The following is a 22,647-nucleotide window of genomic DNA, read 5'->3' as shown; positions in this document are numbered from 1 at the left end:
AGATGCCCGCTGCCTACCAGATCCACGAACACACCTTCGACATGGTCGTCGTCGGCGCCGGCGGCGCCGGCCTGCGCGCCACGTTCGGCCTGGCCCAGAAGGGGCTGAAGACCGCGTGCATCAGCAAGGTGTTCCCGACCCGCTCGCACACCGTGGCCGCACAGGGCGGCGTCGCCGCGGCGCTGGCCAACATGGGCGAGGACGACTGGCGCTACCACTTCTTCGACACCGTCAAGGGCTCGGACTGGCTGGGCGACCAGGACGCGATCGAGTACATGTGCCGCGAGGCGATCCCCGCGATCATCGAGCTGGAGCACTACGGCGTGCCGTTCTCGCGCACCGAGGACGGCCGGATCTACCAGCGCCCGTTCGGCGGCATGACCACGCGCTTCGGCGAAGGTCCGCCGGCCCAGCGCACCTGCGCCGCGGCCGACCGCACCGGCCACGCGATCCTGCACACGCTGTACCAGCAGTCGCTCGCGCACGACGCGCAGTTCTTCATCGAGTACTTCGCGCTCGACCTGATCATGGACGCCGACGGTGCCTGCCGCGGCGTGCTCGCGCTCGACATGGCCGAGGGCACGCTGCACCTGTTCAAGGCGCAGGGCACGGTGCTGGCGACCGGCGGCTACGGCCGCGCGTATTTCTCCGCGACCTCGGCGCACACCTGCACCGGCGACGGCGGCGGCATGGCGCTGCGCGCCGGCCTGGCGCTGCAGGACATGGAGTTCGTGCAGTTCCACCCGACCGGCATCTACGGCGCCGGCTGCCTTATCACCGAGGGCGTGCGCGGCGAAGGCGGCATCCTGCGCAATGCGCAGGGCGAGCGCTTCATGGAGCGCTACGCGCCGAGCGTCAAGGACCTCGCGCCGCGCGACATGGTCAGCCGCGCGATGACGATGGAGGTCCGCGAGGGCCGCGGCGTCGGCGAGCACAAGGACCACATCCTGCTCGACCTGACCCACCTCGGGCCGGAAGTGATCCACGAAAAGCTGCCCGGCATCGCCGAGTCGGCGCGCATCTTCGCCAATGTCGACGTCGAGAAGCAGCCGATCCCGGTGATCCCGACCGTCCACTACAACATGGGCGGCATCCCGACCAACTACCACGGCGAAGTCGTGCAGCTGCGCAACGGCAACCCGGACGCGGTCGTGCCGGGCCTGTACGCGATCGGCGAGGCGGCCTGCGTGTCGGTGCACGGCGCCAACCGCCTGGGCTCGAACTCGCTGCTGGACCTGGTCGTGTTCGGTCGCGCGGTGGCCAACCGCGCCGCCGAGACCGTCAAGGTCGACGGCAAGCACGCCAAGCTCGCCGGCGACGCCTGCGACGAGGCGCTGGCGCGGCTGGACAAGCTGCGCAACGCCAACGGCGGCACGCCGACGTCGGTCATCCGCGACAAGATGCAGCGCACGATGCAGGCCGACGCCGCGGTGTTCCGCACCGGCGAGACGCTGGCCGACGGCGTGCGCAAGATGCGCGAGATCCACGCCTCGTTCCAGGACGTCCGCGTGAGCGACCGTTCGCTGATCTGGAACTCCGACCTGGTCGAGACCTACGAGGTCTCGAACCTGCTCGGCCAGGCGCTGGCGACGATCGTGTCGGCCGAGAACCGCACCGAGTCCCGCGGCGCGCACGCGCGCGAGGATTTCCCGGAGCGCGACGACGCCAGCTGGATGAAGCACACGCTGTGCGCGGTCGATGACGCGGGCAACACCGCGATCGACTACCGGCCGGTCCACATGTACACGTTGAGCGACGACGTGGGCGTGGTGCCGCCGAAGAAGCGCGTCTACTGACCTGGAGCGAGCACGTGGCTGAATTCACCCTCCCGAAGAACTCGCAGATCCAGAAGGGCCGTCACTTCGACGCGCCGGGCGCGAAGCAGGCGCGCACCTTCAAGGTCTACCGCTGGAACCCCGACGACGGCATGAACCCGCGCGTGGACACCTACGAGGTGGACATGGCGGCGTGCGGTCCGATGGTCCTGGACGCGCTGATCAAGATCAAGAACGAGATCGACCCGACGCTGACGTTCCGGCGTTCGTGCCGCGAGGGCATCTGCGGCTCGTGCGCGATGAACATCGACGGCACCAACACGCTGGCCTGCACGAAGGCGATCGCCGACTGCGGCGCCGGCGAGATCCCGGTCTACCCGCTGCCGCACATGCCGGTGGTCAAGGACCTGGTTCCCGACCTGAGCCACTTCTACGCGCAGTACGCGTCGATCAAGCCGTGGCTGCGCACGCAGAGCCCGCAGCCGTCGGACCGCGAGCGGCTGCAGTCGCCGGAGGATCGCAAGAAGCTCGACGGCCTGTACGAGTGCATCCTGTGCGCGTGCTGCTCGACCAGCTGCCCGAGCTACTGGTGGAACGGCGACCGCTACCTCGGCCCGGCCGTGCTGCTGCAGGCCTACCGCTGGATCGTCGACAGCCGCGATGAGGACACCGGCGCGCGGCTGGACGACCTCGAGGACCCGTTCAAGCTCTACCGCTGCCACACGATCATGAACTGCGCGCGGACCTGCCCGAAGGGGCTGAATCCCGCACAGGCGATCGGCGAGATCAAGAAGCTGATGCTCGCGCGCCGCGCCTGATGCCAACGGGCGGCGAGTGCACTTCCGGGCCCGCCTCGCGCGGGCCCGGTCGCATCGGGCCTGCCGTTCGCGGCGCCGGCTACACTCGCGACCGGGCACCCGGACCGCGTGCCGCCGCAGGAAACCGCTGATGGATGCCAGATCGATCTACCTTCCCGCGCTGGCGATGGCCGGCCTGACGTTCGCGGTGTGGTGGCGGATGTACTTCATGCGCATCGGCCAGATGAAGCGCGAGCGCATCCACCCGCAGAAGGTGGCCACGTCCGCGCAGGCCTCGGCGCTGCTGACCGACAGCCGGGCCGCCGACAACTTCAGCAACCTGTTCGAACTGCCGGTGCTGTTCTACGTGGCGCTCGTCGTGGCCGCGCAGATCGGGATGGTCGACGGCGTCAGCCTGGCGCTGAGCTGGGCCTTCGTGGCCCTGCGGGTGGCGCACAGCTGGATCCACGTCACCTACAACAAGGTGATGCACCGGTTTGCCGTCTATGTGGCCGGCGGCATGGTGCTGTGGCTGCTGTGGGCGTACCTGGCCGTGGGCCTGTTGAGCGGCTGAGCGCGGCGATGACCGATCCCGTCCACGACGCCGACGCCGCCGAGCTGCGCCGCCTGCGCTGGCGCTGCCGGCGCGGGATGCGCGAGCTCGACCAGCTCATGGAGCGCTACCTGGACCGCGCGTGGCGGCAGGCGCCGAGCGAAGAGCGCGGCGTATTCCTACGACTGCTGGCCTGCGAGGACGACAAGCTGTGGCAATGGTTCATGGGCTACGAGCGGTCTTCCGATGACGAACTCCAGCAGCTGGTCGAACACATCCGCCGTCTGCCGCCTTGAGTGGTGCGCTTCGCCGGCGTTCGCGTGGCTGGTGCGCATCGCCGGCGGGCTCGCGGCGCTGGCGCCGCTGAACTCCCAGCTGGACTGGGGGGCGTCGCTGCCGCTCGCCGCCGCGGCGCTTCTGTGGTCGATGCGGCTGGCGACGAGCCTGGCCTCGGCGCCGCCTCTCGCGCTCGTGCTGCCGCACGACGCGCTGCGCCCTGCACTGGTGGACGGCGGGCAGGCCGCCGGACTCACGCTCGCGTGGCGGGGACCGTTGCTCGTGCTCCGCGGGGTCGACGCTGGCGGCCGCCGCTTCGCGCGCGTCGGCCTGCCGGACTGCATCGACGCCTGCATGCGCCGTGAACTCCGGCTGGCATGGCGTGCACGCCAGCCTGCGCGGCCCACGGCATCGATGGCACCATAGCGGCCTATGTTCAAACCCATCCCCGTGGCCATCGGCCTGCGCTATCTCCGGGCCAAGCGCCGGAACGGCTTCATTTCCTTCATCTCGCTGGCGTCCATCCTCGGCATCGCCTTGGGCGTCGCGGCGCTGATCACGACGCTCGCGGTGATGAGCGGCTTCCAGCGCGAGATCCGCGACCGCATGCTGCAGATGGCCGCGCACGCCACCGTCAGCGGGTACGGGGAACCCCTGACGGACTGGCCCGACGCGGTCGCGAAGGCGCTCGTCGACAAGCGCGTCGCGGGCGCCGCCCCGTACGTCGAGAAGGAGGCGCTGATCTCCGGCCTCCGCAACCAGCCGGCGCTGGTGCGCGGCGTCGTGCCCGCCGACGAGGCGCGGGTGTCGGTGCTGGCCGACAAGATGGTGCAGGGCAAGCTGACGGACCTGCGCCCGGGCGCCTTCAACATCGTGCTCGGCAAGGAGCTCGCGCTCTGGCTCGGCGTCGGCGTCGGCGACAGCGTCGTGGTGACCACGTCCGACATCCGCAGCACGCCCGTCGGCGCGCTGCCGCAGCTCAAGCGGTTCACCGTCAGCGGAATCTTCGAGGCCGGCTACAACGAGTTCGACAAGGGCCTGGCCGTCGTGCACATGGGCGACCTGCAGCGGGTGCTGCGGATGGGCGAGGGGGTCACCGGCGTGCGGCTGCGGCTGCACGACATGGACCGTGCGTGGGAAGTCGCGCGCGACCTGGCCGTGAGCCTGGGCACCTACCAGGTCAGCGACTGGACCAGCGAGAACGCGAACATGTTCCGCGCGCTGAAGATGGAGAAGACCATCATGGCGATCCTGCTGTCGCTGATCATCGCGATGGGCGCGTTCAACCTGGTGTCGTCGCAGGTGATGCTGGTGACCGACAAGCAAGCCGACATCGCCATCCTGCGCACGCTCGGCCTGACGCCGCGCGCGGTGATGCAGGTGTTCATGGTGCAGGGCACGTTGATCGGGGTCATCGGCACCGTGCTCGGGGTGGTCGGCGGCATCACGCTGACCCTCAACCTGGAGCACATCCTCAAGGCGATCGAGGCGGTGCTCAGCGTCCAGCTGCTGCCCGAGGACGTCTACTACATCACCGGCCTGCCGACCGAACTCCAGGCCAGCGACGTCACGACGATCGCGCTGGTGGCGCTGGCGATGGCGTTCGTCGCGACGATCTACCCGGCCTGGCGCGCAGCGCGCACGGCGCCGGCGGAGGCGCTGCGCTATGAATGACCGCAACGATGCCGTGCTGCACTGCGAGGGGCTCGGCAAGACCTACGCCGAGGGGGCGCTCTACACGAAGGTGTTCGACAGCTTGGAACTGACCGTCCGCAAGGGCGAGACCGTCGCGATCCTCGGCGCGTCGGGCGCCGGCAAGAGCACGCTGCTGCACCTGCTGGGCGGGCTGGACACGCCGACCGCGGGCGAGGTGTTTGTCGCCGGGCAGAAGATGAGCGGATTGTCCGATGCCGCGCGCGGCACGCTGCGCAACCGCGCGCTCGGCTTCGTGTACCAGTTCCACCACCTGCTGCCCGAATTCACCGCGCTCGAGAACGTGATGCTGCCGGTCCTGCTGGCAGGCAGCGCGGTGCCCGACGCATCGACGCGCGCCAAGGCGCTGCTCGAGTCGGTCGGCCTCGGCCACCGTCTGGCGCACAAGCCCGGCGAGCTCTCCGGTGGCGAGCGGCAGCGCGCCGCCGTCGCGCGCGCGCTGGTCAACCGGCCCGCGTGCGTGCTCGGCGACGAGCCGACCGGCAACCTCGACGAGAAGACCGCCGAGAAAGTCTTCGAGTTGATGCTGGCGCTCAATCGCGAGCAGCACACCAGCCTGGTGATGGTGACGCACGACCGCAGCCTCGCGCGCCGGCTGGACCGCGTTCTGGAGCTGCACGAGGGCAAGCTGCGCGAACTGGCGCCGCAAGAGGTGTAGCGCGATGCCACCCGCGGCACGGACGCCGCCCTTCGCAATCGCCCCGGCACTCGGGCTGCTGGCCGGCGCGCTGGCCTGCCTGCGACTGCCGTGGCTGGCGCCGTGGCCGCTGTCGCTGGCCCTGCTTGCCGTCGGCGTGGCCCTGTGGCGGCAGCCGCACCGATGGCGCTGGGTCGGCGCCACCGTCGCCGGCTTCGCGCTCGCCGGCCTGCATGCCGCGTATGCGCTGTCGCTGCACCTGCCCCCGTCCTGGGACCGCACCGACGCGACGCTCATCGCGACCGTCGTCGACCTGCCGGTGCACGAGCCGCGACGCACGCGGTTCCACGTGCGGATCGAATCCATCTACGGTGCCAGGCCCGAAGGCCTTGCCCCCGGCCGCACGCTCCGCCTGGCGTGGTACGAGGCCGATGCCGCAACGGGTGGGCCGCTGCGGCGCCACGCGCTGCGCGCCGGCGAGCGCTGGCGGTTCGCCGTGCGCGTGCGTGCCCCCCGTGGCCTGCGCAACCCCGGTGGTGTCGATGCCGAGCAGCACGCGCTGGCCCAGCGCCTCACCGGCACCGGCTACCTGGCCGATCCCGGCAGTGCACGGCGACTGGCGCCGGCGCGCGGCCTGGCGGCGTGGCGGGAGACCGTGTCCGACCGCATCGCCGCGCGCGTGCCAGGGCAGGGTGCACGCTTCGTCCGCGCGCTGGCGCTCGGCGACACCCGCGGGCTGGATGACGCCGACTGGAACACCCTGCGCGCCAACGGCCTGACCCACCTCGTTGCGATTTCCGGCTTCCACGTGGGCCTGGTCGCGGGATTCTTCGCGCTCTTGGCTCGAGGGCTGTGGTGGCTGCTGCCCGGCTGGGGGCGGCGGGTGCCGGCGCCGGTCGGCGCGGCGGGCGCGGCGGTCATTGGCGCGGTCGTTTACGCCGCGGTCGCGGGTTTCGCGCTGCCGACGCTGCGCACCGCGCTGATGATCGCGGTCGTCGCCGGCGCGCGCATGGCGCGTCGGCCGCTGCGCATCGCCGAGTCGCTCGCGCTGGCGGCCGTCGCGATCGTGCTGGTCGATCCGCTGGCGCTGCTGTCGGCGGGGTTCTGGCTGAGCTTCGCCGGCGTCGCGTGGCTGGTGTGGTGCCTGCCGCACGGACCGGCGCGGCCGCTGCGGGACTTCCTGTCCGCGCAGGGCGTGGCGACGATCGGCTTGCTCCCTGTCGGCGTGGTGATGTTCGGCGAGGCGTCGCTGGCCGGGCCGCTGGCCAACCTGGTCGCAGTGCCATGGTGGAGCCTCGTCGTGGTGCCGCTGGCCCTGGTGGGGACAGGCTTGGAGGCGGTCGCGGACGGCGCCGGCGTATGGGCGTGGCGCGCGTCGGGCTGGGCGTTCGAACGGTCGTGGCCCCTGTTCGAGCGCCTCGGCGACAGCCCGCTGGCGCTGTGGTGGCTGCCGGAGCCGCGCTGGTTCGCGCTGCCTATGGCGCTGCTCGGTGCGTTCTGGCTGCTCTTGCCGCGCGGCGTGCCGGCCAAGTGGCTCGCGCCGCTGCTGTGGCTGCCGCTGCTGCTGCCCGACCGCCGCCTGCCGTCGCAGGGCGAGGTGGCGCTCGACGTGATCGACGTCGGACAGGGCCTGTCGGTGCTGGTCCGCACCTCGCGCCACGCGCTGCTCTACGACATGGGGCCGGCCATCGAGGAAGGCTTCGACGCGGGGGAGCGCGCGGTCGTGCCGGCGCTGCGCGCACGCGGCGTGAGGCGACTGGACCGGGCCGTCGTCAGCCACGGCGACAACGACCATGCCGGCGGGTGGGAGGCGGTCCGCGCCGCGCTGCCGGTCGGGCGCGTGGAGACCCCGCCGGGCGCGCCGACCGCATCGGCGGCGCCCTGCCGCGCCGGTGACGGCTGGCAATGGGACGGGGTGCGGTTCCGCTACCTGCACCCCGCGGATCACTTTCCGTACCTGCGCAACGAGTCGAGCTGCGTGCTGCGGATCGACAGCGCATACGGCAGCGTCCTGCTGACCGGCGATATCGGCGACGTGATCGAACAGCGCCTGCTGGCGCGTTCTGCCGCCGACGTTCGCGCCGACGTCATGCTTGTCGCGCACCACGGCAGCAGCGGATCGTCGTCGGCTGAATGGGTCGCGGCGACGGGCGCCAGGTTCGCGCTGGTCGCGTCGGGATTCGGCAACCGCTTCGGCCACCCGCGCGCGGAGGTGGTCGACCGCTGGATCCGCGCGGGTGCGCAGGTGCACGACACCGCCACCAGCGGCGCGATCACCGTGCGGCTGCAGCCGGGCGGGCCGGCGATCGAAACGCGACGCGCCGCACAGCCGCGGCTGTGGGACGCCGGCCGCCGCTAGGCCGCGCAACGTCTGGGCTATCCTACCGGCCGGATCGACGCGGCCACGGGCCGGGAGTGTTGCAGGTGCTGGAACTGGTCAAGGCCGGCGGGTGGCCGATGATTCCGTTGCTGATGCTGTCCGCCCTGGCGCTGGCGATCATCGTCGAGCGCGCCTGGACGCTGCGGCGCGCGACGGTCCTGCCCCCGGGCCTGGGCAAGGAAGTCCGCGCGTGGGCCGGCCGCGGCAAGCTCGACCCGGCGCACATCGAATCGCTGCGCGCGACTTCGCCGCTCGGCGAACTGCTGGCCGCCGCGCTCGACGTGCGCAACCGCCCGCGCGACCAGATCCGCGAACGCATCGAGGACGTCGGCCGGCACCTCGTCCACCGGATGGAGAAGTTCCTCAACACGCTCGGCACGATTTCCGCCGCCGGCCCGCTGCTGGGCCTGTTCGGCACCGTTGTCGGCATGATCCAGATGTTCCTCGGCATCCTCGACAGCGGCATCGGCGACGTGAACCAGCTCGCCGGCGGCATCGGCAAGGCGCTGGTGTGCACGGCGGCGGGCATGATCGTCGCGATCCCGGCGCTGATCGCGCACCGCTGGTTCCGCGGCCGCATCGCCGAGTACATCGTCGCGATGGAGCACGAGGCGATCCAGCTGATCGACACGCTCGACGCGTCCTCGGGCCTGCGTCCGGCCGCGGTCAAGGTCGCCCCCGGCACGCACGGCATCACCCCCGCCGTCAGCGGCACCTGAGCCGGGCCGGCCGCGCATGCGCATCCGCGACCACCGCAAGGACGACGAACCGGAGATCAACCTGGTCCCGCTGATCGACGTCATCCTGGTGCTGATCATCTTCTTCGTCGTCACCGCCACGTTCGACGCCCGCTCGGTGCTGAAGCTCGAGCTGCCGCGCGCCACCGGCGAGGCGGCCAGCGACACGAGCAAGGCGCTCAGCGTGCTGGTCAACGCCGACGGGCGCTACTTCGTCGACGATCGCGAGGTGCTGCGTGACGACCTCGAATCGCTGAAGGCCACGCTGTCGGAGGTCGCCGGCACCGACCGCGATCGCCCGGTCCTGCTGCGCGCCGATGCGCGCACCCCGCACCAGGCCGTGGTCACCGCCTACGACGCGCTCGGCCAGCTCGGTTTCCAGCGGGTGATGATCGCGACCGCACCGGAGACGCGCGCCGCGGCGCCGGCCGAGGGCGCGCGCCGGTGAGCGAGGCGCCGTCGCCCTGGCAGACGTACCGGCGGCTGGTCGGGTTCGCCCGCCCGTACCGCCTGCTGCTCGCGGTCGCGCTGGTCGGCATGCTGATCGAGGCGGCCGCGGCCGCCGGCTTCACCGCGCTGATGAAGCCGGTGGTCGACGAGACCTTCATCAAGCGCAACGACGCGGTCGTGGTGTGGCTGCCGCTGGCGATCGTCGGGATCTTCCTCGCGCGCGGCGTGGCGGGCTACCTGACCGACACCTTCATGGCGCGTTCGGCGCGCAGCATCGCCCGCGACCTGCGCGTGTCGGTGCTCGCCAAGTACCTGCGCCTGCCGGGCCTGCGGTTCGACAACGAGCCGGTGCCGTCGATGCTGACCAAGCTCGGCTCCGACAGCGACCAGGTCGCGCAGGCGGCGATCGACGCGGCCAAGGTGATGCTGCAGCAGTCGCTGCAGGTGCTGGCAATGCTGGGCGTGATGCTATGGACCAGCTGGCGGGTCACGCTGGCGATCCTGCTGCTCGGCCCGCTGCTGGCATGGATGATGGACACGGTCGGCCGCCGCTACCGGCGCATCGGACACCGCATCCAGGAGAGCGGTGCGCAGCTGCTGCAGACCGCCGACCAGGCGCTGTCGAGTCACCAGGAAGTGAAGGTCTACGGCGCGCAGGCGGTCGAGATGGCGCGCTACACCGCGCAGGCCGACCACCACCTCAAGCTCAGCCTGAAGGTCGAATCGACGCGCAGCATTTCGTCCGCGGTGGTGCAGCTGATGGGCGCGGTCGGACTGGCGCTGCTGCTGTTCTTCGCGGGGCGCGAGGCGATGCAGGGGCGGCTGACCGCAGGCGACTTCGTCAAGCTGATGGTCTCGATGCTGGCGATCATCCCCGCGCTGAAGCAGCTCACCAACGTGCAGGGGATGCTGCAGCGGGGCGTGGCATCGGCCGAGCGCCTGTTCGACGTGCTCGACGCGCCGGACGAACCCGACACCGGCACGCGTCCTCTCTCGCGCGCGCGCGGCGTGCTCGAATTCAGCCACGTGTCCGCGCGCTACCCCGGGCAGTCCGAACCGGCGCTCGCCGACGTCAGCTTCCGCGCCGAGCCGGGCACGGTCACCGCGATCGTCGGCCGCTCGGGCAGCGGCAAGTCGACGCTGATCAAGCTGATCCCGCGCTTCTACGAGCTCGAGCACGGCGCGATCCTGCTCGATGGCCACCCGGTGCAGGAATACCGGCTGGCGGACCTGCGCCGTCAGATCGCGCTGGTGGGCCAGCAGGTGATGCTGTTCGACGGCACGGTCGCAGCCAACGTCGCGTACGGTGAAATGCACCAGGCGATGCCGGAGGCGCTGGAGCGCGCGGTGCGCGGCGCGAACGCGATGGAGTTCGTCGAGCGGCTGCCGGCCGGGCTCGACACGCCGATCGGCAGCGAGGGCGGGCGCCTGTCCGGCGGCCAGCGCCAACGCCTGGCAATCGCGCGCGCGATGCTGAAGGACGCCCCGATCCTGATCCTCGACGAGGCCACCGCCGCGCTCGACGCCGAGTCCGAGCGGCTGGTGCAGGACGCCCTCGAACGGCTGATGCCGGACCGCACGACGCTGGTCATCGCCCACCGCCTGTCGACGATCGAACATGCCGACCAAGTGCTGGTGCTCGACCACGGCCGCATCGTCGAACGCGGGACGCATGCCGAGCTGCTGGCCCACGGCGGCCTGTACGCGCGGCTGCACCGCATGCAGTTCCGGGAGCCCGACTAGTGGCGTCCGGCAAGGGCGGGGCGCGCTCGCCGTCGTACTGGTACGCCGATGCGCCGGTGCCGGTGATCGCGCAGTGGCTGTCGGCGCTGTACGCGGGCGTCACCTCGCTGCGGCGCCGCCTGTACCGGAAGGGGTGGTTCCGGCGCCGCCATCCGGGCGTGCCGGTGCTGGTGGTCGGCAACATCACCGCTGGCGGCGCGGGCAAGACGCCGCTGACGATCGCACTCGTCCAGCGGCTGCGCGCCGAGGGCTGGAATCCGGGCGTCGCGACGCGCGGCTACGGCCGCGACAACGGATCACTGGCGCTGTGGATCGACCGCGACACCGACCCGGTGCTCGCGGGCGACGAGCCGGCGCTGATCGCCCGGCGCACGAATGCCAAGGTGCGCGTCGATCGCGACCGCGCCGCGGCGGCGCGAGCGCTCGCCGACGCCGGTTGCGACATCGTCGTCTGCGACGACGGTCTGCAGCACTACCGCCTCGCGCGCGACCTGGAGATTGAAGTGATCGACGGCCGGCGCCGCTACGGCAACGGCCGGCTGCTGCCGGCGGGGCCGCTGCGCGAGCTCCCCGAGCGCGGCGCGCAGTGCGACTTCCGCGTGGTCAACGGCGGCGACGCGGGGTTCGGCGAGTGGTCGATGCGCCTGCTGGCGGACCAAGCGCTGCCGCTGACCGGCGGGCGCCCGCGCGCGCTGTCGTCGTTCAACGGCCTGCGCGTGCACGCGGTCGCCGGCATCGGCGACCCGGAGCGGTTCTTCGCGATGCTGCGGGCGATGGGCATCGCCGTGGTGCCGCACGCGTTCGCCGACCACCACCGCTACCAGCCGTCCGATTTCCAGTTCGGCAGCCCGCTGCCGGTGCTGATGACCGAGAAGGACGCGGTCAAGTGCGCCGATTTCGCCGGCGACCTCCACTACAGCGTGCCGGTTCGCGCCGAACTGCCGGAGGCGTTCTGGGTGTCGCTGCTCGACCGCCTGCCCAAACCCGGCGCTGCGCCGGCCGACCCGGCGTCCGCATGAGCACTCCCGAATTCGTCGTCGCCATTCCTGCCCGCCATGCCGCCTCGCGCCTGCCGGGCAAGCCGCTGCGGCTGTTGGCCGGTGAGCCGCTGGTGCTGCACGTCGCGCGCCGCGCGCTCGACGCCGGCGCGCGTGAGGTGTGGGTCGCGGCGGACGACGAGCGCATCGTCGAGGCCCTTGCCGGCTGCCCGGTGCGCGTGGCGATGACCGCGACGACGCACGCGTCCGGCACCGATCGGCTGGCGGAATGCGCGCGCATCGCCGGCTGGCCGGACGACACGCTGGTGGTGAACCTGCAGGGCGACGAGCCGTTCGCCCCGCCCGCAGGCATCCGCGCGGTGGCCGCGCTGTTGCGCGACAGCGGCGCCGAGATGGCCACGCTGGCCGCGCCGATCGACGACGCCGACACCCTGTTCAATCCGAACGCGGTCAAGGCGGTGCGTGCCGCCAGCGGCGACGCCCTGTACTTCAGCCGCGCGCCAGTCCCTTGGCCGCGCGATGCGTTCGCCCACGACCGCAGCGTGCTGCCGCCCGGCGAGTGGCTGCGCCATATCGGAATCTACGCGTACCGTGCCGGCTTCCTGCAGCGCTTCGCGGCGATGCCCGCCGGACGGCTGGAGCAGGTGGAATCGCTCGAACAGCTCCGCGTGCTCGAAGCGGGCTTCCGCATCGCGATCGCGACGACGCCGGCGCCGTTCCCGCCGGGCGTCGACACGCCCGAGGACCTCGCGCGCGCCGAGGCGCGCATCGCGGCCGGGAGCGCCTGAGGCGCCGATGCGGCTGCTGGTCGTCTGCCTCGGCAACATCTGCCGGTCGCCGATGGCGGAGGGCCTGATCCGCGCGCGGATCGAGGCGTCGCCGCTGCGGGGCCGCGTCGACGTCGATTCGGCCGGCACCGGGGACTGGCACGTGGGCCAGCCGCCGGATCGGCGCGCGATCTCGACGGCTCGACGGCACGGCATCGAAATCGGCGGGCAGCGGGCCCGCGAGCTCGTCGCGGCCGACGGCGAGCGGTTCGACTGGCTGCTGTGCGCCGACGGCGACAACCTGGATGCGGTGCGTCGTCGCATCGATCCGTCCTGTCATCCCCGCGCCGAGCGGCTGCTCGTATGGGCGGGCATCGCTGCCGCCGACGTTCCCGATCCGTACACCGGTGACGAACGCGCGTTCGAGCGGGTCTGGGCGCTGCTCGACGCCGCCGCCGACGGCGTCGTGGCCCGCCTCCTGGCTGAATCGGCCGCCGCGCCGCGGCGCTCGCCTTGACCGGGGCATACTCGGCCCCATGTCGTTCGCCGATGCACGCTCCGCACGCGCCCTCGTATCCAAGCCCCACCGCGCCGTTCCGCGCCGGCACGCGCGTCCGCGTGGGTAGGCGCGCATGAGTGCATCCCAGGGCGCAGGCCCGGCCGCGCCGTTCGACGGCAAGGATTTCGTCCGCACCCTCAGCACCGCGCCGGGCGTGTACCGGATGATCGGCGCCGACGACGCCGTGCTGTATGTCGGCAAGGCCAGTGCGCTCAAGCACCGCGTCGCCAGCTACTTCAACGCGACGCCGAAGTCGCCGCGAATCGGCACGATGCTGGCGCACACGGTTCGGATGGAGGTCACGGTCACCCGCACCGAGGCCGAGGCGCTGATCCTCGAGAACCAGCTGATCAAGTCGCTGAAGCCGCGCTACAACGTGCTGCTGCGCGACGACAAGAGCTACCCGTACGTGCTGATGACGCAGGAGCCGTGGCCTCGGATCGCGATGCACCGCGGGCCGCGCTCGGTGCCCGGCCGCTACTTCGGCCCGTACGCCAGCGTCGGGGCGGTGCGCGAGACGCTGAACCTGATCCACAAGCTGTTCCGGCTGCGCAGCTGCGAGGACAGCGTGTTCCGCAACCGCTCGCGACCGTGCCTGCAGCACCAGATCGGACGCTGCAGCGCGCCGTGCGTCGGCATGGTGCCTGCGCGCGACTACGCTGAGGCGGTGCGCCGTGCCTCGCTGCTGCTCGACGGCCGCAGTGACGAGCTGACCGACGAACTCGGCCGCGCGATGGAGTCGGCCAGCCAGCGCCTCGACTTCGAGGAGGCCGCGCGCCTGCGCGACCTGATCGGTTCGATCCGGACGATGCAGGCGCGCCAGTACGTCGACGGGCGTGCGGCCGACCTGGACGTCCTCGCCGTCGCGATGGAGGGCGTGTCGGCGTGCGTGGTGCTGCTCGCGTTCCGCGACGGCCGCAACCTGGGCACGCGGTCGTTCTTCCCGAAGACCAACGGCAGCGACAGCGCCGACGAAGTGCTGGCCGCGTTCGTCTCGCAGTACTACGGCGAGCAGGTGCCGCCGGCGGAGATCGTGCTCGACCGCGACATCCCCGACCGCGAGCTGCTCGAGCACGCGCTGTCCGCCGCTGGCGAACGCAAGGTGCGGATCAAGACCAGCGTGCGCAGCGAACGCGCCGGCTATGTCGACATGGCCGCGCGCAATGCCGCAGTGGCGCTGGCCGCCGAGCGCACCAGCCACGCGGCCCAGCGGCTGCGGGCCGAGGCGCTGCGCGACCTGCTCGGGCTGCCGGAGCTCGCCGCGCGCATCGAGTGCTTCGACATCAGCCACACGATGGGCGAGGCCACGGTCGCCTCGTGCGTGGTGTTCGATGCCGACGGCCCGGTGCGTGGCCAGTACCGCCGCTACAACATCACCGGGATCACCGGCGGCGACGACTACGCGGCAATGAACCAGGCGATCGAACGGCGCTTCCGCAAGGCGGTCGAAGAGGGCGGGGTGGTGCCGGACGTGCTGCTGATCGACGGTGGCGCCGGCCAGGTCGCGCAGGCCCGGGCCGCGCTCGATGCGCTCGGCGTCGCCGGGCTGGCGCTGGTGGGCGTCGCGAAGGGGCCCGCCCGGCGCCCCGGCGACGAGGAGCTGCTGCTTCCCGACGGCCGAACGGTGCGCCCCGGGGCCGAGTCGCCCGCGCTGCAGCTGGTCCAGCAGGTCCGTGACGAGGCGCACCGGTTCGCGATCACTGGTCACCGCGGGCGACGGCAGAAGGCGCGCAACAGCAGCCGGCTGGAGGATATCCCCGGCATCGGCCCGCGCCGGCGCGCTAATCTGTTGCGGCACTTCGGGGGGCTGGGCGGTCTCAAGGCGGCGGGGGTCGAGGAGATCTCCCGGGTCGAGGGCGTCAACCAGGCGCTCGCCGAGCGCATCTACGCGACGCTGCACGGACTCGATACTCCCGGAATGAGCAGACCCGACATGACCGCAGCGCGGAGCGACGAATGAAGTTGACCGTGCCCACGCTACTGACGCTGCTGCGCATCGTGCTGATCCCGGTGCTGGTGCTGGTGTTCTACCTGCCGTTCAAGTGGACCAACTTCGCCGCAGCGCTGATCTTCGCGTTCGCCTCGGCGACCGACTGGCTCGATGGCTGGATCGCGCGGCGCTACAACATGCACTCCAACTTCGGCGCATTCCTCGATCCGGTCGCCGACAAGCTGATGGTCGCCACCGCGCTGGTCATCACCGTCCAGCAGCACCACACGGTGTGGATGGCGCTGTGGGCGGCGGTCATCATCGGCCGCGAGATCGCCGTGTCGGCGCTGCGCGAGTGGATGGCCGAACTCGGGCAGCGCGCGAAGGTCAAGGTCGCGGCGATCGGCAAGATCAAGACCATCGTGCAGATGGTGGCGCTGACCTTCCTGCTTTACCGGGAGCCGCTGATGGGCCTGAACATCTTCCTGATCGGCGAGTGGCTGCTGGCAGCGGCCGCATTGCTGACGCTGTGGTCGGGGCTGGCCTACCTTCGCGCGGCGTGGCCGGCCTTGCGCGAGGACGCAGGTACTCCGCTAAAATAGCGTCGTTCGACGGGCCTGCTGGCCCGTCCTCGCCGCAGCTGACCCGCTGTGGCAAGTCGACCGGACCGATGGCCACGAGCCCCGCGGAACCCGGTCGAGATGGTCAAAAGGTGTTGACACATTCGCGTCCATGCCTAAAATATCGGTTCCTCTGCGGGAATAGCTCAGTTGGTAGAGCACGACCTTGCCAAGGTCGGGGTCGCGAGTTCGAGTCTCGTTTCCCGCTCCAGTTTCAAACAAAGCCCCGCTCGCGGGGTTTTGTTTTTTCCGGCGATCGCACCTGTGCGCATCGCCTGGCGCAAGCGGTATGCTTGCACGCAACGCGTCACCGGCCGGGTGGCAGAGTGGTTATGCAGCGGACTGCAAATCCGCGTACGCCGGTTCAATTCCGACCTCGGCCTCCAGTTACAGACCCCGCTCCGGCGGGGTTTTTTTTGCCTCGCTGCCTGCGTGCGGACCCGGCGCCGTGGCGTAAAGTGGCGGCGCGACGACGTTCGGCCCGGGTGGCGAAATCGGTAGCCGCAGCGGACTTAAAATCCGCCAGCCGCAAGGCTATGCCGGTTCGAGTCCGGCCCCGGGCACCACCGGTCGTCGCGACCACCGCATGCCGGCCTTCCGCGCGTGCCCGGCGAGGGACGTCATGCCCCAGATGCGATGCGCACCATTCGAGCCGCTCCACGCCCCGCGCATTCCGCGGCGGCGCGTGGCCTCGTGGTCGCAGGTGACGGGTCGACCGGCGCATCGGGCGCCTTGCGGTACCGCGCCGGAGCGGGGGCCGTGAGCCGCTACGCCGTGTACGCGGCCAGCGTGGTCCTGTCCCTGCTGGCTGCCGCCTGGCTGCTGGTCGACACCGATGCGCTGTTCCTGCTCGTCCCGGCGGCCGCCGTCGCGCTGCTCGGCACGGTCGACCTGCTGCAGACGCGCAGCACGCTGCGGCGCAACTACCCGGTGCTGGCCCATTTCCGCTTCGGACTGGAGTCGATCGGTCCGGAGATGCGGCAGTACTTCATCGAGGCCGACACCGCCGAGGTGCCGTACTCGCGCGAGCAGCGCGCGCTGGTGTACCAGCGCGCCAAGTCGATCAACGACGTGCGCCCGTTCGGTTCGCTGCAGGACGTCTATGGCGTCGACTACGAGTGGATCAACCACTCGATGCGGCCGAGCGAGCACCGTTCGCACGATTTCCGCATCCGCATCGGTGCCGATGCGGCGCAACCGTACGACGCCAGCGTGTTCAACATCTCGGCGATGAGCTTCGGCTCGCTCTCGCCCAATGCGATCCGCGCGCTCAACGCCGGCGCGCGCCGTGGCGGCTTCTACCACGACACCGGCGAGGGCTCGATCTCCCCGTACCACCGCGAGCACGGCGGCGACCTCGTGTGGGAGATCGGCTCGGGCTATTTCGGCTGTCGCGACGCGCAAGGACGATTCGATCCGGCGCGCTTCGCACGCGCGGCCGTCGACCCGCAGGTCCGGATGATCGAGCTGAAACTCTCGCAGGGCGCCAAACCGGGCCACGGCGGCGTCCTGCCGGCGGCGAAGGTGTCGGCCGAGATCGCCGCCACCCGCGGCGTGCCGATGGGCGAGGACTGCGTATCGCCGGCGTGGCACAGCGCCTTCGACACGCCGCGCGGGCTGCTCGACTTCGTCGCGCAGCTGCGCGAGCTGTCGGGCGGCAAGCCGACCGGGTTCAAGCTCGCGATCGGCCACCCGTGGGAGTGGTTCGGCATCGCCAAGGCCATGCAGGAAACCGACGTGCTGCCGGACTTCATCGTCGTGGACGGCGCCGAGGGCGGCACGGGCGCCGCGCCGGCGGAATTCATCGACCACGTCGGCGTGCCAATGCACGAAGCGCTGATGCTCGTGCACAACACCCTCGTGGGTCTCGGGCTGCGGGACCGCATCCGGATCGGCGCCGCCGGGCGGATCACCAGCGCGTTCGACATCGCGCGCACGCTGGCCATGGGCGCGGACTGGTGCAATGCGGCGCGCGGCTTCATGTTCGCGATCGGCTGCATCCAGGCCCAGAGCTGCCACACCGACCGCTGCCCGACCGGCTTGGCCACGCAGGACGCGTCGCGCTGGCGCAAGCTCGACGTGCCGGACAAGGCGGCCCGCGTGGCCCAGTTCCACCAGAACACGCTGAAGGCGCTGCGCGACCTGCTGTGCGCGGCCGGCCTCGAACACCCGGGCCAGCTCGGGCCGGAGCACATCCTGCGCCGGGTCTCGCCGACCGAGGTGCGCTCGCTCGCGGCGCTGTACCGGTTCCTCGAGCCCGGCGACCTGCTGGGCGACACGGTGCCGGACCACGCGGTGTTCCGTTCGTACTGGCGCGAGGCCCGCAGCGACGCGTTCGCGCCGCCGCCGCGCATGCGGGCCAGGGCCGACAGCAAGTCGCTGTAGCGCGCCCGGCGCGGGCTAGGGGGGCAGCAGTTCCAGCACGCGCTCGGGCGGTCGGCCGATCACCGCGCGACCGCCGAAGACGAAGATGGGACGCTCGATCAGCCGCGGATGCGCCGCCATCGCGTCGATCAGCGCGTCGTCGGTCAGCGCGGGGTCGTCCAGCCCGAGCGCGTCGAACTCCGGCTCGCCCCGGCGCAGGAGGTCGCGCACCGGCCGCCCGAGCAGCACGAGCAGTTCGCGCAGTTCCGCCGCCGACGGCGGCTGCTCCAGGTACGGGACGACCACCGGTTGGACGCCGCGGGCCTCGAGCAGGGCGAGCGCCTCGCGCGACTTCGAGCAGCGCGGGTTGTGGAACAGTCGGGACGGGGTCATCGCGCGCTCCGCAGGTCGGTTCCGGTCGCGGTCCCGGAACGAAAAAGGCCGGCGCTGGGCCGGCCTTCGATCGAACTGGTGGGCGGTGCAGGGTTCGAACCTGCGACCCTTGCCGTGTGAAGGCAATGCTCTACCGCTGAGCTAACCGCCCGGGGTTTCCGTCGGTTCACGTCCCGCGCGGGACGCGTCGAACCGTCGGTGCCGCATGCCACGTGGGCCGCGGTCGCGGCGCCTTGACCCGGCGCTGCGGCGGCGAAGTGTACAGCAAAGCCGGCGGCGTTGACCAGCGCGGACGGCTCGCCGCGCGGGGCCGTGGCCGCGCGCGCGGGACGGCGCGGACGTGCGCGAGGCGATGCGATGGTCTGCGCCCCGGCCAGTGCGTGGCTTTCGGGGCGACACGTGGCCGCCCGGTGCGTGACGCTGCGTTAACTGCTGCACAGGCCGCCCTCGGGCGGTGATCGGGGATCCGCCATGCCGGCACTTCGCGGCGCGGGGCTTAGCGCCTGCGCGTGGACACCGTGCCCCCTGCGCGGCGACTCCGAGTCCGGTCCGGGAGTGGCGGCACGATGAAGCGCGGCAAGACCAATCGCTGGCTCACGCCGATGCGCGTGCTGCTGTGCATCGACCTGGTGCTGATCGTCCTGGCGGTCACCGCCGCGGCGAACCTGCGCTTCCTCGAAGACCCGGAAGGACACACGGCCTTCCTCGAGACGGCGGCACTGCGCGCGCTGCTGGTTGCGGCGGCCCTGACCACGGCGATGTCGCTGTTCGGGCTGTACCAGTCCACGCTGCGCTACCGGCTGGCGGACCTGCTGCTGCGCGTCGGGCTGTCGTTCGCGTTCGGCGGCAGCGCGCTGCTGGTCGTGTACTACGCGTTCCCGCCGGCCTACATCGGACGCGGCGTGCTCGCGATGGCGCTGGGCCTGTCGATGGTGGCCATTGTCGCCATCCGGGTGCTGGCCCAGCGGATGGTGCGCAGCGAGGCGTTCAAGCGCCGCATCCTGGTCCTCGGCGCTGGCGGCAACGCCAACCTGATCAACGAGCGGCTGCGGCGCACCAGCGACCGCAGCGCGTTCGCGATCGTCGGCTTCGTCCCGATCGGCACGCAGCCGGTGACCGTCGACGCGCACCTGATCAGGCAGCCGATCGACGGGCTCGCGGCGCTGGCCGAGTCGCTGAACGTCGCCGAGATCGTCGTCGCCCCGGACGAGCGCCGCGGCGCGATGCCGATGGAGGAAATGCTGATCTGCGCCCAGCGCGGCATCCAGGTCACCGACCTGTCGTCGTTCTTCGAGCGCGAGGCGGGCGTCGTCACGCTCAGCATCGCCGACCCGTCGTGGCTAGTGTTTTCCGGCGGCTTCGACCATTCGCTGCCGCGGCGGCTCAGCAAACGCTTCTTCGATCTCGCCGCGGCCAGCCTGCTGCTGCTGATGGCCTGGCCGGTGATGCTGATCGTGGCGGTCTGCGTGAAGCTCGAGTCGCCCGGCCCGATGCTCTACCGACAGTGCCGCGTCGGCGAGTTCGGCGAGGAGTTCGAACTGGTCAAGTTCCGCAGCATGCGTGTGGATGCCGAGTCCGACGGCGTGGCGCGCTGGGCGACCGTCGGCGACGACCGCAGCACCCGCGTGGGCCGGTTCATCCGGCGCACGCGCCTGGACGAGCTGCCGCAGCTGTTCAACGTGCTGCGCGGCGAGATGAGCTTCGTCGGCCCGCGCCCGGAGCGCCCCCAGTTCGTCGGCATGCTGGCGCAGGAAGTGCGCTACTACAACGTCCGCCACAGCATCAAGCCGGGGCTCACGGGCTGGGCGCAGGTGCGCTACCCGTACGGGGCGTCGGTCCGCGATGCCGAAGAGAAGCTCAAGTTCGACCTGTTCTACGTCAAGAACCACGGCCTCGTGTTCGACCTGATGATCCTGATGCAGACGGTCGAAGTGGTCCTGTTCCAGCGCGGTTCGCGTTGACCGGGAGCGTGCGGTGCCTGCAGAACGACCCGCGTCACCCCGGCATCGCGCTGCGCACGGCGCGGCGGGCGGCAAACGGCACCAGCGCCAGCACGCCGCGTCGCACCTGCGCGTGGGGGCTGGTGGCCCAGGCCCGCGCGGCCAGTCGCGCGCCGTCGCGCCAGCGGCCCCGCAGCAGCATGCCGCGGGCGTTGCGGATGTACGCGGAGGCGAGCGCGTGATGGCGTTCGGCGTCGTCGACCGCGCCGGCCGCGTCCCGCACGGCGCGCTCCATCACGGCGACGTAGTCGTCGTAGGTGCTGCTGGTGGCCGAGAGTCCCTCGTGGCCGCGCATGGCGCGGACGAGGGGCTCGGCCACCACTCCGATCGGCCAGCGCCGCGCGATCCGCAGGTGGTAGTCGATGTCCTCGGCGGTGCGCAGCGATTCGTCGAACCCGCCGACGTCGTCGAACACTTCGCGGCGCATCATCACCGAGGCCGGCACCAGCGAGGGGTTGTGCAATACCCAGCGCAGGATCCAGCCGTCCTCGGCGATGACGTCGCGGCGGTGGAACACGTCGATCGGGCGCCCAGTCTCGTCCACGCGGGCGACGTCGCACAGGCACATGCCGTAGTCGGGGCGCGCCTGCAGCCAGTCGACCTGGCGGGCGGTCTTCTCCGGCAGCCACACGTCGTCGCTGTCCAGCAGCGCGAAGTAGCGGCCGCGCGCCAGCCGCATGCCGTGGTTGCGCGCGCCGGATACGCCGGTGTTCGCCTGCCACACGTAGCGCAGGCGCTCGCCCAGCTGCGGGCGGTAGCGCTCCTCGAGCATGTCGCCCGTGCCGTCGCGGGAGCCGTCGTCGATGACGATGACCTCGTCGGCCTGGCGCGTCTGCGCAATCACCGAATCCAGCGCCTGCGGCAGCAGGTCCCGACGGTTGTACGTCGGAATGATCACCGACACTTCGATGGGCTGCGCCATGCTGTCTGACCTTGCCAAGCGTGCGCTCTATTCTAGCGGCGCACTCGGGCTGTACCACCGCCTGCGCAACCGCCACCAGCTGACCGTGGTGATGTTCCACCGCGTGCTCGACCCGCGAGACGCACGATGGGGCACCTGCGATCCGGACTACACGCTGTCGGTCGACCTGTTCGCGCGCTCGCTCGCATTCCTGCGGCGCCACTACAGCGTGGTGTCGGCCGACGAGGTGCTGCGCGCCCGCCGGGACGGCACGCCGCTGCCGCCGCGGCCGCTGCTGATCACCTTCGACGACGGCTGGTCCGACAACGCCCAGTACGCGCTGCCGGCGCTTCGGCAGGCGGGCCTGCCGGCGCTGCTGTTCGTCGTGGCCGACGCGGTCGGCGCGCGGCAGCCGTTCTACCAGGAGCGCATCTACGCGGCCTGGCGGCGCGGGGCGATCGGCGTGGACGACCTGGTCGCCGAGCTCCGGGCGCTGGGCGTGGACGCCAGTGAAACGGGCAGCGACGAGGGCGCCCTGCGGGCCGTCATCGCGCGCATCGAGGCCCTCGACGTGGCTGCGCGCGATCGCCTGCTGGGTGCGTTTGCGGCGCAGCTGGACGACGGGCTCCAGCACATGGTCGACGCCCACGACCTGCGCCGCCTCCAGGCACACGGCGTGGCGCTCGGCCTGCACGGCAAGACCCACACGCCGATGACGCGGGCGCCCGACCTCGACAGCGAACTGGTCGGCGCACGCACCGCGCTGGCGGCGCACCTCGGCGCCGACGCGCCCGCCGGCGACACGCTGTCGTTCCCGCACGGGGCGCACGACCGTGCGATCGCCGAACGCGCGCGCGCATCCGGCTATGCGCTGGCGTTCACCAGCGTGCCGGTGCTGAATCCGGTCGCGCCGCGACCCGGCTGGCTGCTTGGGCGGACCGGCTTCGACACGCGGACGATCGCCGACGCGGCGGGTCATTTCCGGCCGGAGCGACTGGCGCTGTACCTGTTCCGCAAGGAGCGACGCGTCCTCGCGTGAGGAGCCACTGGGGTC

General features: G+C 71.5%; 20 protein-coding genes, 4 tRNA genes and 1 pseudogene. 22 read left to right on the top strand and 3 right to left on the bottom strand.

Translation table 11 applies throughout. The annotated features are described in order from the left end of the window. The first annotated feature begins 2 nt into the window (after positions 1 to 2). From sdhA to D3A60_RS08915, 20 genes and pseudogenes are all read left to right on the top strand, one after another. Positions 3 to 1,796, top strand: a complete 1,794-nt coding sequence (gene sdhA, locus D3A60_RS09010; RefSeq protein ID WP_119718342.1) for a succinate dehydrogenase flavoprotein subunit — start codon at positions 3 to 5, stop codon at positions 1,794 to 1,796. Positions 1,797 to 1,810: 14 nt separating this feature from the next. After that, positions 1,811 to 2,593, top strand: coding sequence for a succinate dehydrogenase iron-sulfur subunit (locus tag D3A60_RS09005; protein WP_119718341.1), 783 nt, complete (start codon positions 1,811 to 1,813; stop codon positions 2,591 to 2,593). Between the two features lie 130 nt (positions 2,594 to 2,723). Further along, positions 2,724 to 3,146, top strand: a complete 423-nt coding sequence (locus D3A60_RS09000) for an MAPEG family protein (RefSeq protein WP_119718340.1) — start codon at positions 2,724 to 2,726, stop codon at positions 3,144 to 3,146. 8 nt (positions 3,147 to 3,154) lie between these two features. Then, positions 3,155 to 3,421, top strand: coding sequence for an FAD assembly factor SdhE (locus D3A60_RS08995; protein WP_119718339.1), 267 nt, complete (start codon positions 3,155 to 3,157; stop codon positions 3,419 to 3,421). Further along, the gene (locus tag D3A60_RS08990; protein ID WP_157981442.1) at positions 3,372 to 3,827 is read left to right on the top strand and encodes a hypothetical protein; all 456 of its coding nucleotides are present in this window, start codon (positions 3,372 to 3,374) and stop codon (positions 3,825 to 3,827) included. The genes D3A60_RS08995 and D3A60_RS08990 overlap by 50 nt, the downstream gene beginning before the upstream one ends. Positions 3,828 to 3,833: 6 nt before the next feature. After that, positions 3,834 to 5,075, top strand: coding sequence for a lipoprotein-releasing ABC transporter permease subunit (locus tag D3A60_RS08985; RefSeq protein ID WP_119718337.1), 1,242 nt, complete (start codon positions 3,834 to 3,836; stop codon positions 5,073 to 5,075). Next, positions 5,068 to 5,772 (top strand): lipoprotein-releasing ABC transporter ATP-binding protein LolD, encoded by a 705-nt coding sequence (gene lolD / locus D3A60_RS08980; RefSeq protein WP_119718336.1) that lies wholly within the window; start codon positions 5,068 to 5,070, stop codon positions 5,770 to 5,772. Before D3A60_RS08985 ends, lolD begins: the two co-directional genes overlap by 8 nt. A 4-nt stretch (positions 5,773 to 5,776) precedes the next feature. After that, positions 5,777 to 8,282, top strand: a pseudogene (locus D3A60_RS08975) (DNA internalization-related competence protein ComEC/Rec2); the annotation flags it as partial. Further along, entirely contained in the window at positions 8,176 to 8,850 is a 675-nt protein-coding gene (locus D3A60_RS08970; protein WP_119719054.1) for a MotA/TolQ/ExbB proton channel family protein, read from the top strand. The pseudogene D3A60_RS08975 and the gene D3A60_RS08970, both read left to right, overlap by 107 nt. Positions 8,851 to 8,866: 16 nt before the next feature. Beyond that, entirely contained in the window at positions 8,867 to 9,316 is a 450-nt protein-coding gene (locus D3A60_RS08965; RefSeq protein WP_119718334.1) for an ExbD/TolR family protein, read from the top strand. Next, on the top strand, positions 9,313 to 11,061 hold the full coding sequence (msbA, locus tag D3A60_RS08960; RefSeq protein ID WP_119718333.1) for a lipid A export permease/ATP-binding protein MsbA: 1,749 nt from the start codon (positions 9,313 to 9,315) through the stop codon (positions 11,059 to 11,061). The genes D3A60_RS08965 and msbA overlap by 4 nt, the downstream gene beginning before the upstream one ends. Then, complete coding sequence (gene lpxK, locus D3A60_RS08955) at positions 11,061 to 12,080, top strand: tetraacyldisaccharide 4'-kinase (protein WP_119718332.1); 1,020 nt, start codon at positions 11,061 to 11,063, stop codon at positions 12,078 to 12,080. The genes msbA and lpxK overlap by 1 nt, the downstream gene beginning before the upstream one ends. Continuing rightward, positions 12,077 to 12,847, top strand: coding sequence for a 3-deoxy-manno-octulosonate cytidylyltransferase (gene kdsB, locus D3A60_RS08950; protein WP_119718331.1), 771 nt, complete (start codon positions 12,077 to 12,079; stop codon positions 12,845 to 12,847). The genes lpxK and kdsB overlap by 4 nt, the downstream gene beginning before the upstream one ends. A gap of 7 nt (positions 12,848 to 12,854) precedes the next feature. Beyond that, positions 12,855 to 13,343 carry a low molecular weight protein-tyrosine-phosphatase gene (locus D3A60_RS08945; RefSeq protein ID WP_119718330.1) on the top strand — a complete coding sequence of 163 codons (489 nt, stop codon included), beginning with the start codon at positions 12,855 to 12,857 and terminating at the stop codon, positions 13,341 to 13,343. Positions 13,344 to 13,458: 115 nt separating this feature from the next. After that, positions 13,459 to 15,345 carry an excinuclease ABC subunit UvrC gene (uvrC, locus tag D3A60_RS08940; RefSeq protein ID WP_119718329.1) on the top strand — a complete coding sequence of 629 codons (1,887 nt, stop codon included), beginning with the start codon at positions 13,459 to 13,461 and terminating at the stop codon, positions 15,343 to 15,345. Then, positions 15,342 to 15,917, top strand: coding sequence for a CDP-diacylglycerol--glycerol-3-phosphate 3-phosphatidyltransferase (pgsA, locus tag D3A60_RS08935; protein ID WP_119718328.1), 576 nt, complete (start codon positions 15,342 to 15,344; stop codon positions 15,915 to 15,917). The genes uvrC and pgsA overlap by 4 nt, the downstream gene beginning before the upstream one ends. A gap of 153 nt (positions 15,918 to 16,070) precedes the next feature. Continuing rightward, a tRNA-Gly gene (locus D3A60_RS08930) sits at positions 16,071 to 16,146 on the top strand. 101 nt (positions 16,147 to 16,247) lie between these two features. Further along, positions 16,248 to 16,321, top strand: a tRNA-Cys gene (locus D3A60_RS08925). Between the two features lie 93 nt (positions 16,322 to 16,414). After that, positions 16,415 to 16,501, top strand: a tRNA-Leu gene (locus D3A60_RS08920). Positions 16,502 to 16,694: 193 nt separating this feature from the next. Further along, complete coding sequence (locus D3A60_RS08915) at positions 16,695 to 18,320, top strand: FMN-binding glutamate synthase family protein (protein WP_407062765.1); 1,626 nt, start codon at positions 16,695 to 16,697, stop codon at positions 18,318 to 18,320. Positions 18,321 to 18,335: 15 nt separating this feature from the next. On the opposite strand, the gene arsC is transcribed toward D3A60_RS08915, so the two are convergent. Next, the gene (gene arsC, locus D3A60_RS08910; protein WP_119718326.1) at positions 18,336 to 18,692 is read right to left on the bottom strand and encodes an arsenate reductase (glutaredoxin); all 357 of its coding nucleotides are present in this window, start codon (positions 18,690 to 18,692) and stop codon (positions 18,336 to 18,338) included. Between the two features lie 76 nt (positions 18,693 to 18,768). After that, positions 18,769 to 18,843, bottom strand: a tRNA-Val gene (locus D3A60_RS08905). Positions 18,844 to 19,258: 415 nt separating this feature from the next. Between D3A60_RS08905 and D3A60_RS08900 the strand changes: the two genes are divergently transcribed. Next, on the top strand, positions 19,259 to 20,653 hold the full coding sequence (locus tag D3A60_RS08900) for a TIGR03013 family XrtA/PEP-CTERM system glycosyltransferase (RefSeq protein WP_119718325.1): 1,395 nt from the start codon (positions 19,259 to 19,261) through the stop codon (positions 20,651 to 20,653). A 34-nt stretch (positions 20,654 to 20,687) separates the two neighbouring features. Here the strand turns inward: D3A60_RS08900 and D3A60_RS08895 are convergent, their stop codons facing one another. Beyond that, on the bottom strand, positions 20,688 to 21,614 hold the full coding sequence (locus tag D3A60_RS08895; RefSeq protein ID WP_119718324.1) for a glycosyltransferase family 2 protein: 927 nt from the start codon (positions 21,612 to 21,614) through the stop codon (positions 20,688 to 20,690). Between D3A60_RS08895 and D3A60_RS08890 the strand changes: the two genes are divergently transcribed. Next, entirely contained in the window at positions 21,613 to 22,632 is a 1,020-nt protein-coding gene (locus D3A60_RS08890; RefSeq protein WP_157981441.1) for a polysaccharide deacetylase family protein, read from the top strand. The two genes, D3A60_RS08895 and D3A60_RS08890, sit on opposite strands and share 2 nt — an antisense overlap. The last annotated feature ends 15 nt before the right edge of the window (positions 22,633 to 22,647 follow it).

Source organism: Cognatilysobacter tabacisoli (assembly GCF_003586305.1).
In the GTDB taxonomy this organism is placed as follows: domain Bacteria; phylum Pseudomonadota; class Gammaproteobacteria; order Xanthomonadales; family Xanthomonadaceae; genus Cognatilysobacter_A; species Cognatilysobacter_A tabacisoli.
Note: the sequence above shows the minus strand (reverse complement) of the source record. Positions and strands in the feature narration are given on the sequence as shown.

Excerpts from the sequence above, each read along its gene's own strand:
- D3A60_RS08895 (WP_119718324.1), bottom strand. The coding sequence starts at position 21,614 with ATGGCGCAGCCCATCGAAGTGTCGGTGATCATTCCGACGTACAACCGT.
- D3A60_RS08900 (WP_119718325.1), top strand. The coding sequence starts at position 19,259 with ATGAAGCGCGGCAAGACCAATCGCTGGCTCACGCCGATGCGCGTGCTG.
- D3A60_RS08990 (WP_157981442.1), top strand. The coding sequence starts at position 3,372 with ATGACGAACTCCAGCAGCTGGTCGAACACATCCGCCGTCTGCCGCCTT.
- arsC (WP_119718326.1), bottom strand. The coding sequence starts at position 18,692 with ATGACCCCGTCCCGACTGTTCCACAACCCGCGCTGCTCGAAGTCGCGC.
- D3A60_RS08985 (WP_119718337.1), top strand. The coding sequence starts at position 3,834 with ATGTTCAAACCCATCCCCGTGGCCATCGGCCTGCGCTATCTCCGGGCC.
- sdhA (WP_119718342.1), top strand. The coding sequence starts at position 3 with ATGCCCGCTGCCTACCAGATCCACGAACACACCTTCGACATGGTCGTC.
- pgsA (WP_119718328.1), top strand. The coding sequence starts at position 15,342 with ATGAAGTTGACCGTGCCCACGCTACTGACGCTGCTGCGCATCGTGCTG.
- D3A60_RS09000 (WP_119718340.1), top strand. The coding sequence starts at position 2,724 with ATGGATGCCAGATCGATCTACCTTCCCGCGCTGGCGATGGCCGGCCTG.
- uvrC (WP_119718329.1), top strand. The coding sequence starts at position 13,459 with ATGAGTGCATCCCAGGGCGCAGGCCCGGCCGCGCCGTTCGACGGCAAG.
- D3A60_RS08890 (WP_157981441.1), top strand. The coding sequence starts at position 21,613 with ATGCTGTCTGACCTTGCCAAGCGTGCGCTCTATTCTAGCGGCGCACTC.
- D3A60_RS08965 (WP_119718334.1), top strand. The coding sequence starts at position 8,867 with ATGCGCATCCGCGACCACCGCAAGGACGACGAACCGGAGATCAACCTG.
- D3A60_RS08995 (WP_119718339.1), top strand. The coding sequence starts at position 3,155 with ATGACCGATCCCGTCCACGACGCCGACGCCGCCGAGCTGCGCCGCCTG.
- kdsB (WP_119718331.1), top strand. The coding sequence starts at position 12,077 with ATGAGCACTCCCGAATTCGTCGTCGCCATTCCTGCCCGCCATGCCGCC.
- lolD (WP_119718336.1), top strand. The coding sequence starts at position 5,068 with ATGAATGACCGCAACGATGCCGTGCTGCACTGCGAGGGGCTCGGCAAG.
- D3A60_RS08945 (WP_119718330.1), top strand. The coding sequence starts at position 12,855 with ATGCGGCTGCTGGTCGTCTGCCTCGGCAACATCTGCCGGTCGCCGATG.